Genomic DNA, 9,901 nt, shown 5'->3' on the forward strand with positions numbered 1-9,901 from the left:
GCGCACTCCACGACGCTGTACAACTCCCTCTACCGCGCGGACGACCAGATGTACGTCAACGCACACCTGTACGGGGTCAACGCCTACGGCAACCCGCTGTTGCGGCTGAAACGCACGGCCCCGAGGGGACTCTTCGACTCCTATGCCGCGAGCATGGAGGCCGTGTGGCGTACCGCCCGACCTCTTGGGGAGTGAGTCAGAGCATGTCCCGGACCGAGTACTACGACGATCCGTCGGCCCCCGTTCCCAACAGTCTGGTGGTGGCGGCCAGCGCGGCCGTCGTGGACGAGGAGGGGCGCCTGCTGTTGCAACGGCGGGTGGACAACGGGCTGTGGGCGATGCCCGGCGGAGCGATGGAGATGACCGAGAGCCTGCCCGAGGCGGCCGTGCGCGAGGTGCGGGAGGAGACCGGTTACGAGGTGGAGGTCACGGGGCTGGTGGGCACCTACACCGACGCCCGACACGTCATCGCCTACAGCGACGGCGAGGTGCGCCGCCAGTTCAACGTGTGCTTCCGCGCCCGGGTGGTGGGGGGAGAGCTGGCGGTCAGCGACGAGTCGCACGAGGTCGGCTGGTTCGCGGCCGGGGAGGTCGACGGGTTGCCGATGCACCACACCCAGCGGCTGCGGGTCGGGCACGCTCTGCGGGGGGACACGCCCCACGCGGGCTGACCGGTGTTCCGCGCACCGGTCGGGCGACGCCTGCGGTGTGACCGTCCCGGCCTCCTGGACGGGTGACGACTCGTGCACACCCTGATGAACGGCAAAGATCCCATCACGGGCTGTCATGTATGTCCGACCGGACAAACGCAACCGCCCCGGCGTGGTGGGGGGAACAATCATGCCTGGTCAAAGACTCGGCCAGGTATCAAAGAGGTGATGTTCCACCAACGGGCGTTGTGACTCGGCGAACACGGGGTCATGATCACCCACATACTTCATAAGTAGCGCGTAAGGGTCACGGCCGCGCGCGTTTGGGAAAGGAGGGGACGATCTTGAACGGTTCCATGCTCGGTTCGGTGGCGACCTTCGCGGTGTACCTCGTCGTGATGGTGGGCATCGGCCTCTGGGTGTACCGGCGTACCGTCTCTCAGTCCGACTTCGTGCTCGGTGGTCGGCAGCTCAACAGCTGGGTCGCGGGCCTCAGCGCCAACGCCAGCGACTTCAGCGGATGGCTGCTGCTCGGCCTGCCCGGCGCCATCTACGTCTCCGGTCTGGGCGAGGCCTGGATCGCGGTCGGCCTGGCCTGTGGTTTCGCGGGAAGCTGGATCCTGCTCGCGCCCCGCCTGCGCGTGTACACAGAACGCGTCACCGACGCCCGGACCGGCGGTGAGTCCGACTCGCTGACCCTGTCCTCCTTCCTGGAGAATCGGTTCAACGACCCGACCCGCCTGCTGCGCGGTGTGTCGGCGGTGCTGATCGTCGTCTTCTACTTCTTCTACGTCGCCTCCGGCCTGGTCGCCATGTCGGCCCTGTTCGACCAGGTCTTCGGCCTCAACCCCGCTCCCGCCATCGCCATCGGCGTCGGCATCGTCGTCCTCTACACCGTGCTGGGCGGCTTCCTCGCGGTCTCCTACACCGACGTCGTGCAGGCCGTCATGATGTGGCTCGCCCTGCTCATCGTGCCGATCATGGCGATCGTCGCCCTCGGCGGCTTCGGCGGCCTCACCTCCGGTGTGGCCGAGCAGAGCGACGGCCTGCTGTCGGTCGTCGGCGGCACCTCGCTGAACCCGGAGACGCTCGCCTGGGAGAGCACCGACACCCTCGGCTGGGTCGTCATCGTCTCCGGTCTGGCCTGGGGCCTGGGCTACTTCGGCCAGCCGCACATCCTCGCCCGCTTCATGGGCATCCGCTCGGTCAAGGACATCCGCCACGCCGGGATCGTCAGCGTCTCCTGGGCCGTGACCGCCATGGCGCTGGCCCTCGTGGTCGGTTTCGTCGGCATCGCCTACTTCGAGACCCCGTTGGAGAACCCCGAGCAGGTCTTCCCGCAGCTCATCGCGGCTCTGACCCACCCGCTGGTCGCGGGCGTCCTGCTGGCGGCGATCCTCGCCGCGGTCATGAGCACCGCCGACTCCCAGCTGCTGGTCGCGGCCTCCGCGCTCACCGAGGACGTCTACCGGGGCTTCGTCTCGCGTGACGCCGACCCGCGCGTTCTGCTGTGGATCAGCCGCGGCACCGTCGTCGCCGTGGCGCTCGCCGCCGCGGGCATCGCCCTCTGGGGCAACAGCTCGGTCATGGAACTGGTCGGCTACGCCTGGGCGGGCTTCGGCGCGGGCTTCGGTCCGGTGCTGCTGCTCGCGGTGTTCTGGAAGCGCATGACCTGGGCGGGCGCGCTCGGCGGCATGGTCGTCGGCGGCGCCACCGCGATCGTCTGGGACATCGTCGACAGCAACTACCTGGGCATCGGGCTGTACGCGATGGTCCCGGCGGTCATCCTCGCCTTCGCGGCGATCTTCCTCTGCAACGGCCTCGGCCGGGTCACCGGCGCGATGGCGCAGGACTTCGAGCGGATGGAGACCGAGGTCAAGGGTGCCGCCGTCACCGGCGACGGCCCCGTGGGCAAGGTCGGCTGACCGGCGTGCGACCGGCCCGGAACCCCCGGGGCGGCCGCACCCCCGAGTCACCCGTGATCCGGGCCCGTACCGCGCGTCGGTACGGGCCCGGACCCGTCTGGCGTGGTGACCGCGCGGAACGGTAGAACGGTGACATGTCGTCACTGACGGAACACCCCGCCGCGTGGACCCGGACCGACGTCCCCGAGGGGCTCGGCCTCGGCACCCTCCTGCCCGAGCCCGACGGGTACCGGCTGGAGGCCGGGGAGGTCGTCGTGGAGGGCGACGAGCGGTTCCTCACCCGGTTCACGGTCCGCGCCGACCTGGCCTGGACGACGCGGGAGGTCCGCGTCGAGGTCGTCACCGCCCGGGGAGCGGAGTCGGTCACGCTCACCGTGCGCGGAGGCACCTGGACCGACGGCGAGGGCAGACCCAGACCCGACCTCGTGGGGTGCCTGGACGCGGACGTCGCCGCGACCCCCCTCACCAACACCCTCCCGATCCGGCGCCTGGGGCTGAACCCCGGCGAGTACCGTGACATCGCGGTGGCCTGGATCGACGTCCCCTCCCTGCGGATCCGGCGCGTCCGCCAGCGATACACCCGCCACCCCTCCGAGGGAGGCCTGGAGCGCTACACCTACCGCGACCCCCAGCGCGGCGAGTACCGGCTGTCCGTGGACTCCGAGGGGCTGGTCGTCGACTACGAGCGGTTCGCCCGGCGGGTCGGCTCCCAGACATGAGGTCCCGCACCCCGGAGTGCGCGCACCGCGCCGGACCGGCGATAATCGGCGGGCACACCCACCACACCCACAGGGGACCGCAGTGACCGAAACCGAGCTGAGCCAGGCCCGCCGCGAGATCATCCGCGACCTCGACGTTCCCGCGCGCTTCGACGTCCACGCCGAGATCGAGCGGCGCGTCTCCTTCCTCGCCGAACGCCTGACCACCACCGGGGCCGCGGCACTCGTGCTCGGCATCAGCGGCGGCGTCGACTCGCTCACCACCGGCCGCCTCTGCCGCCTCGCCGTGGACCGCGTCCGCGCTTTTGGGCACACCGCCGAGTACGTGGCCATGCGCCTTCCCTACAAGGTGCAAAAGGACGAGGAGGACGCCACCCGCTCCGTCGGGTTCACCGCCCCCGACCGCTGCCTCACCGTGGACGTCGGCCCGGCCAGCGACGCCATGGCGGACTCCCTCACGGCCTCCGGGATGTCCTACACGAGCGTGTCCTCCGAGGACTTCGTGGTCGGCAACGTCAAGGCCCGTCAGCGGATGATCGCCCAGTACGCGGTGGCGGGCGGTCTCGGCGGACTCGTCGTCGGCACCGACCACGCGGCCGAGGCGGTGACCGGCTTCTTCACCAAGTACGGCGACGGCGGGGTCGACCTGGTCCCCCTGACCGGTCTGACCAAGCGTCGCGTGCGCGCCGTGGCCGCCGCGCTCGGGGCCCCCGACGACCTGGTGAACAAGGTGCCCACGGCGGACCTGGAGACCCTTTCCCCGGGCAAGCCCGACGAGGAGGCACTCGGCCTCACCTACGAGCAGATCGACGACTTCCTGGAAGGGCTGCCGGTCGCCGAGCACGTCGAGACGGCCCTCGTCGACCGCTACCGGGCCACCGGTCACAAGCGCGCGCTGCCCACCCCGCCGCCCTCGGCCTGAGTCACCTCCCCCGCGCCGGCGGTGGTGTCAGCACCACCGCCGACGGGCGGGTGGACCGCCCCGTGGAGAGTGGGACCAGAGCCATCGCGGCGCACCCCGCCGCGAACCTAGGGTCGTATTCGACGACGCACTGGCGGGGACGGCCCCTTCCGTCCCTCCCGAGGCCCGTCGGACCACGTGTCGTCGCCCCCTGAGCCCGGTCGGCGCGACACCTCCTCCACCGCGCGGCGTCCGCACGCTCCCGTGGTGGACACGACCCGGGAGCGACCGATGACCACGACCCTCCGACCACGCGCCAGGGGCGGGACGCCGGTCCTGCCGGTGCCCCCGTCCGGTTCGCCCGCCCTCCCCGTGCCCGGGCGCCGTCCCGGACCCGGGCACGCCTCCCCTTCCCGGCCCGGCCGCGACCGTTTCCTCGACGTCCTCCGCCTGCTGGTCATGGTGCTGGTCGTCCTCCAGCACTGGTGGTTCCCCGTCCTCGGCGACGGACCCCGGGGCCTGTCCACCGACAGCGTGCTCTCCGTGCCGGGCGCGTCCGCCATGACGTGGGTCTCCCAGGTCATGCCGCTGATCTTCTTCGTCGGCGGCGCGGCCAACCTCATCAGCCGGCGCTCGGCCTCGTCCGGCGGCGTCGCGCCCACGACCTGGGTGGCGCGGCGGCTGCGCAGGCTCGCCTGGCCGGTCGTCCCGCTCGCGGCGGTGTGGCTCGCCGCCACCCACCTGCTGGCCCTGGGCGGCGTGCCGGAACAGCCGGTGGCGGTCGCCGCGGGGGCCGCGGGGATCGTGCTGTGGTTCCTGGCCGTGTACGTCCTGGTGGTCGTGGCGACCCCGGTGCTCCTCCCGCTTCAGGACCGGTTCGGCTGGCGGGTGGCGGCGGGGCTGTTCGCCGGTGCCGCCGCGGTCGACCTGACCCGCTTCGCGACCGGGGTGGACGGCTTCGGTTACGCGAACGTGGTCTTCGTGTGGCTGGGCGTGCACCAGCTCGGCCTCCTGTACGGGGCGGGGGCCCTGCGTCCGCGCCGGGCCGGAGCGCTGGCGGCGGGCGGCGCGGTCGCGGTGACCGCCCTGATGCTGACCGGTCAGTACTCGCCGAACATGACGGGCGTGTTCGCCATGGAGGCCTCCAACGCCGGTCCGCCGACCCTGGTCCTGGCCGCGCTCGGCGCGGTACAGGTCGGGGCGGCGGTCCTGCTCCGCCGGTGGATCACCGCCTGGGCCGACCGCCCCGGCCCCGCGCGCGTCCTGGACGGGGTCTGCCCGAAGCTGATGACCGTGTACCTGTGGCACATGCTCCCGGTCAGCCTCGTCGCCGGAGTCCAGGTCTACGTCTTCGGTGTCGACACCCCCGAGCCCCTGACGGCCGCGTGGCTCGGGTGGGGTCTGGCGGGGACCGCGGCGCTACTGCCGCTGACCGCCGCGCTGGCCTGCCTCACGGCGCGGTTCGAGACACCCCCGGCACCGTTGCGCGGAGCTCCGGGGACGCTCCGCGCACTGGCGGCGGCCGCGCTGGTCGGAGGAGGCCTGGGCGTGCTGGTGGCGGCCGGACTCGGTACGGGGTGGACGCCCGTGCTCGGCCTGGGGGCCGTGGTGGCCGGTCTGCTGTTCACCCGGGGCGCACACGGTGTCCGAGCGGTCGACTTCCCACGTCCCTGGCACGTCGTGTGGCCCGGAACGGTTCGGGCACGGTAGACCGATACACGTGGATCCCACACGTATCGCGTTCGAACGGCGCGGCACCGGGCGCCCTCTGGTCCTGCTGCACGGCTTGGGCGACCGGCGTCAGTGCTGGCGCGCCGTGACGGCCGGACTCATCGGGGAGTACGAGGTGGTCTGCGTCGACCTCCCCGGTTTCGGGGCCTCCCCGGCGCCGGGGCCCGGTGATCCCTACGACGTCGGGACGCTCACCGACGCGCTCCAGGGGTTCTGCGAGCTGCACGGCTTGGACCGGCCCCACCTCGCGGGCAACTCGCTCGGCGGGTCGGTCGCCCTGGAACTGGGGGTGCGCGGGGTCGCCGGTTCGGTGACCGTGTTCTCTCCCGTCGGTTTCTCCGCCGGGTTCTCGCGGTCCGGGATCCACGCGTTCGGTGCCCTCACCCGCCTGGTCGCCCGTGTCCCGGGGCCCCTCAAGGAGCGGATCGCCGACAGCGCCCCGGCTCGGGCGCTCGCCCGCACCGTCCTGCGCGGGAACCCGTCCACGCCCGAGGCCAGGTCGGTCCGGTTCGGGGTCGGCGCCCTGGAGCCGGGGTCGCCCTTCGTCCGGATGATGCCGAGCGTCGCCGAGTACGCGTTCACGCCCCGCCCCCTCGACTGCCCCGTCACCATCGCCTGGGGCGACCGGGACCGGACGCTGTCGCCGTCCGGCGCCGTGTACGCACGCCGACGCGTGCCCCACGCGCGCATGGTGTCGCTGATCGGCAGCGGGCACATCCCCATGGCCGACGATCCGCGCACGGTCGCCGAGCACATCCGGTGGACCTGCCGGACCGCCGACCGGGACCGGGTGCTCCCGGGCTGACCCGGGACGGGGCCTCACTTCCTGGGGCGGTCACCCGAGGGGGCGTCGTTCGGGCGCCGGCAGGGTGCTGCACGACGAGGCGAGCCGCGTAGCGAGGAACGAGCGGTAGGCGTGGCCGAGGAGGAAGCATCCCTGCCTCTTCGGGCGCCCGAACCCGGTCCGAAGCGAAGCGGCAGGCCCAAGGCGAACAGAGCTCACGCCCCGGCCGGGGTCTCCGCGCTGTGGACCAGATGCGAGTCCAGGACGCACCAGGCCCAGTCGTCGCCGGGCTCGGCGGAGAACATGACGGGGTGGCCGAACGCGGTCGCGTGCGCGCTGGCGTGGCGATCGGGGGAGTCGTCACAGCAGCCCACGAAGCCGCACCCGGCACAGATCCGCAGGTGGACCCAGTCGCGCCTGCCCCTGCGGAGGCAGTCGGTGCAGCCGGGGCTCTTGGGAAGGACGGGTGAGAGGTCCTCCATGTGCGCGCACGCGGCGTCGGGGTCGGGGGAGAACCGGGTGACCACGGTCGGGTCGGGGTGCCCGCGGTGCGTGTGGTCGATGCCGAGGAGGTCCAGGACGGTCCCGCCCAGCGGCTCGGTCGCCGCCCGGTGCGGGTCCACGATCCGCTGGACGTTGGCGTCGTACAGGCCCACGATGTCCGGGGAGTCGGTCGGACGCACCACGATCGGCACGCCCGGCGCCAGGCCGTTGAGGATGTGGGCGATGTGGGTGGCCTCCTCCGACGAGTTCTCCGCGATGACGATGAGCCGCACGCGGTCCATGTCGATCTCGTGCAGGACGCTCGCCTTGGTGACCTCACCGCGCACGACGGTGTGGCCGAAACCCTCCGCGTCGGCCGCGAGGTCGGGGCTGAGCGTGGTCACCGTCGACGGGACTCCGTTGGCGTTCAGGTAGGCGCCCAGGTTCCGGGCGACCGGCCCCCATCCGGAGAGCAGGACGCGGTCGCGCGTGTCGTCGGCCTTCCCGGCGGGCTCGGCGGAGGGGGCGCCCGCGCGCTCGGGCAGGCGGTGGGAGATCGCCTCGCCGAGAGCGCCGAGCGCGGGTGTCAGGGTCATCAGGGCCACGGTGACGGCCACGAGGAGCTGGTCGCCCTCGGGGCCCATTCCGGCGGGGGAGAGCCCGTACTCGGCACCGGAGCGCTGGAGCACGAAGGAGAACTCGCCGATCTGCGCGAGCATGAAGGCCGACGCGATCGCCGTACGGGCGCCCACCCGCAGCGACGAGACCGCCGCGAAGGTCGTCGCCACCTTGACCACCACGACCACGATCGCGGCGATCAGGACCATCCACCACAGCTCGGCCAGGACGGAGACGTCGAGCAGCATGCCGACCGACACGAAGAAGACGGCGCTGAAGATCATCTGGAGCGGCATGATCTCGCTGAGCGCGTGGGCGCTGTGCCGCGACTCGCTCAGCACCATGCCCGCCAGGAAGGCGCCCAGGGCGTTGCTGACCCCGGCGAGCGAGGTCAGGTAGGCCACCCCGAGCGCGATGGCCACGACCGACAGCAGGAAGATCTCCGGTGAGCACAGCCGCGCGATGCGCTCCAGCAGCGGCGGCATGACCTTGCGCGCCACCACGATGACGGCGGTGAGCACCAGGGCCGCGGTTCCGAGGGCCTGGACGACGCCCCAGGTCCCGTCGCCCTCCCCGCCCAGGATCGGGATGAGCAGGACCATGACGACGATGGCGAGGTCCTGGAGGATGAGGGTGCCGACGGACGCCTGGCCGACGGGGCGCTGCGTGATCCCCTTGGCGGCGATCACCTTGAGCACGATCGCCGTGGAGGACAGGGCGACCAGGAAGCCGGTGAAGACGCCGACGCGCCAGTCGAGACCGAACAGCAGGCAGAGCCCGGACACCACCGCGGTGGTCAGCGCGACCTGGAGGGTGCCGCCGCCCAGGACGAACCTCTTGATCCGCCCCAGGCGTTCGATGGAGAACTCCACGCCGATGGTGAACAGCAGCAGCATCACGCCGATGTCGGCGGCCGCCTCCACCTGTGCCTCGTCGGCGACCACTCCGAGCTGGTGCGGGCCGATGAGGACGCCCGCGAGGAGGAAGCCAACGATCGGGACGACCCTCAGCCGGACGAAGAGGGCGCCGATCAGTCCCGCCGCGACCAGCAGCGCGACGATCGGTCCGAGGTAGACGGGGGTCTCCCCCGCGGCGAGCATCATCAAGCGCCTCCTTCTCGCTGCCCGGTTCCGGCACGTCGAGCGGCCGCCGCCGACCGGCGCCGACGTCCCCCTGGTCCGGTGGTGTCCACTCGGAGCGTACCGAGGTGGGTTCCCACGCGTCCCGGTGGCCTCGCCGGTCGCGTGGGACCACGGTAGGGGCCACCAGCCCCGCTGGTCGGGGACGACGTGCGGGAACCGGTCCTCGGGAGGGCGGAAGGGGCGGTCCACAGGCGTCGGTGGGCCCTTCCCTGGGGTGGGGCGGCGCGGATATCGTGAACCGCGTACCGATTCGTGGAAGAGGCAGTGGATTGATGACATCACGACGTCCCGGACCGGGGCACCCCGACTGGTTGCGGACCGAGGAACGGCGCCTGTACTCCTTCGCCGCGGGTGCGGTCGCGGCCGACGGCTTCGGCTGGCTGGACGCGCGCGGTCGGGTGGAGCCGGACCGGCCCACCGCCACCTGGATCACGGCGCGCATGACGCACGTGTTCTCCCTGGCGTCCCTGCGTGGTGAGGAGGACGCCGGGCGCCTGGCCGACCACGGGGTGTCCGCTCTCGCCGGGCCGTTGCGGGACTCCGTGTGGGGCGGCTGGTTCGAGGAGGCACCCACTGAGCAAGCTCTTTGGGAGCGCTCCCATAGGGCGGGTGGGATCGAGGACCGAGCGCCCGGCGGCCTCCGCAAGTCCGCCTACACGCACGCCTTCGTCGTCCTCGCCGCGTCGAGCGCCGTCCTCGCCGGCCGTCCCGGCGCGCGCGACCTGCTGGACGAGGCGCTCCGGGTGGTCGACACCCGTTTCTGGGAGGAGTCGGCGGGCGCCGTCCGGGAGAGCTGGGACCGGGGGTGGACCGAGACCGAGGACTACCGGGGCGCCAACAGCAACATGCACTGTGTGGAGGCGTTCCTGGCCGCGGCCGACGCGACCGGTGACCACGGGTGGACGCGCAGGGCGCTCGCCATCGCCGAACGGCTCGTGCACGGGGTGG

The 9,901-nt window shown here is 72.3% G+C and carries 8 protein-coding genes and 1 pseudogene; 8 read left to right on the plus strand and 1 reads right to left on the minus strand.

All coding sequences use genetic code 11. The features are described 5' to 3' along the window. The 7 genes and pseudogenes from D471_RS36905 to D471_RS0129870 all read left to right on the plus strand — a co-directional run. Positions 1-195, plus strand: a pseudogene (locus D471_RS36905) (transcriptional regulator); the annotation flags it as partial. An 8-nt stretch (positions 196-203) separates the two neighbouring features. After that, positions 204-671 carry an NUDIX domain-containing protein gene (locus D471_RS0129845; protein WP_017602006.1) on the plus strand — a complete coding sequence of 156 codons (468 nt, stop codon included), beginning with the start codon at positions 204-206 and terminating at the stop codon, positions 669-671. Between the two features lie 335 nt (positions 672-1,006). Then, positions 1,007-2,575: a sodium/proline symporter PutP gene (gene putP, locus D471_RS36910; protein ID WP_040691921.1), complete on the plus strand. Its 1,569-nt coding sequence runs from the start codon at positions 1,007-1,009 to the stop codon at positions 2,573-2,575. 134 nt (positions 2,576-2,709) lie between these two features. Further along, a complete protein-coding gene (locus tag D471_RS0129855) occupies positions 2,710-3,294 on the plus strand; it encodes a putative glycolipid-binding domain-containing protein (RefSeq protein ID WP_017602008.1) in 585 nt (194 codons plus the stop codon). A gap of 82 nt (positions 3,295-3,376) precedes the next feature. Continuing rightward, positions 3,377-4,216 carry an ammonia-dependent NAD(+) synthetase gene (gene nadE / locus D471_RS0129860; RefSeq protein WP_017602009.1) on the plus strand — a complete coding sequence of 280 codons (840 nt, stop codon included), beginning with the start codon at positions 3,377-3,379 and terminating at the stop codon, positions 4,214-4,216. Positions 4,217-4,486: 270 nt separating this feature from the next. Continuing rightward, entirely contained in the window at positions 4,487-5,905 is a 1,419-nt protein-coding gene (locus tag D471_RS36915) for an acyltransferase family protein (protein WP_017602010.1), read from the plus strand. Positions 5,906-5,915: 10 nt separating this feature from the next. Continuing rightward, entirely contained in the window at positions 5,916-6,731 is an 816-nt protein-coding gene (locus D471_RS0129870; RefSeq protein WP_017602011.1) for an alpha/beta fold hydrolase, read from the plus strand. A 194-nt stretch (positions 6,732-6,925) separates the two neighbouring features. Here the strand turns inward: D471_RS0129870 and D471_RS0129875 are convergent, their stop codons facing one another. Continuing rightward, the gene (locus D471_RS0129875; protein WP_026128225.1) at positions 6,926-8,914 is read right to left on the minus strand and encodes a cation:proton antiporter domain-containing protein; all 1,989 of its coding nucleotides are present in this window, start codon (positions 8,912-8,914) and stop codon (positions 6,926-6,928) included. Between the two features lie 308 nt (positions 8,915-9,222). Here D471_RS0129875 and D471_RS0129880 point away from each other — a divergent pair. Next, the coding region (locus D471_RS0129880; protein ID WP_394296864.1) for an AGE family epimerase/isomerase at positions 9,223-9,901 on the plus strand (679 nt) is incomplete at its 3' end.

Source organism: Nocardiopsis lucentensis DSM 44048, assembly GCF_000341125.1.
In the GTDB taxonomy this organism is placed as follows: domain Bacteria; phylum Actinomycetota; class Actinomycetes; order Streptosporangiales; family Streptosporangiaceae; genus Nocardiopsis; species Nocardiopsis lucentensis.

Bases quoted from the DNA above. Each gene is read 5' to 3' on its own strand.
- putP (WP_040691921.1), top strand. From the start codon at position 1,007: ATGCTCGGTTCGGTGGCGACCTTCGCGGTGTACCTCGTCGTGATGGTG.
- D471_RS0129875 (WP_026128225.1), bottom strand. From the start codon at position 8,914: ATGATGCTCGCCGCGGGGGAGACCCCCGTCTACCTCGGACCGATCGTC.
- D471_RS36915 (WP_017602010.1), top strand. From the start codon at position 4,487: ATGACCACGACCCTCCGACCACGCGCCAGGGGCGGGACGCCGGTCCTG.
- D471_RS0129855 (WP_017602008.1), top strand. From the start codon at position 2,710: ATGTCGTCACTGACGGAACACCCCGCCGCGTGGACCCGGACCGACGTC.
- D471_RS0129845 (WP_017602006.1), top strand. From the start codon at position 204: ATGTCCCGGACCGAGTACTACGACGATCCGTCGGCCCCCGTTCCCAAC.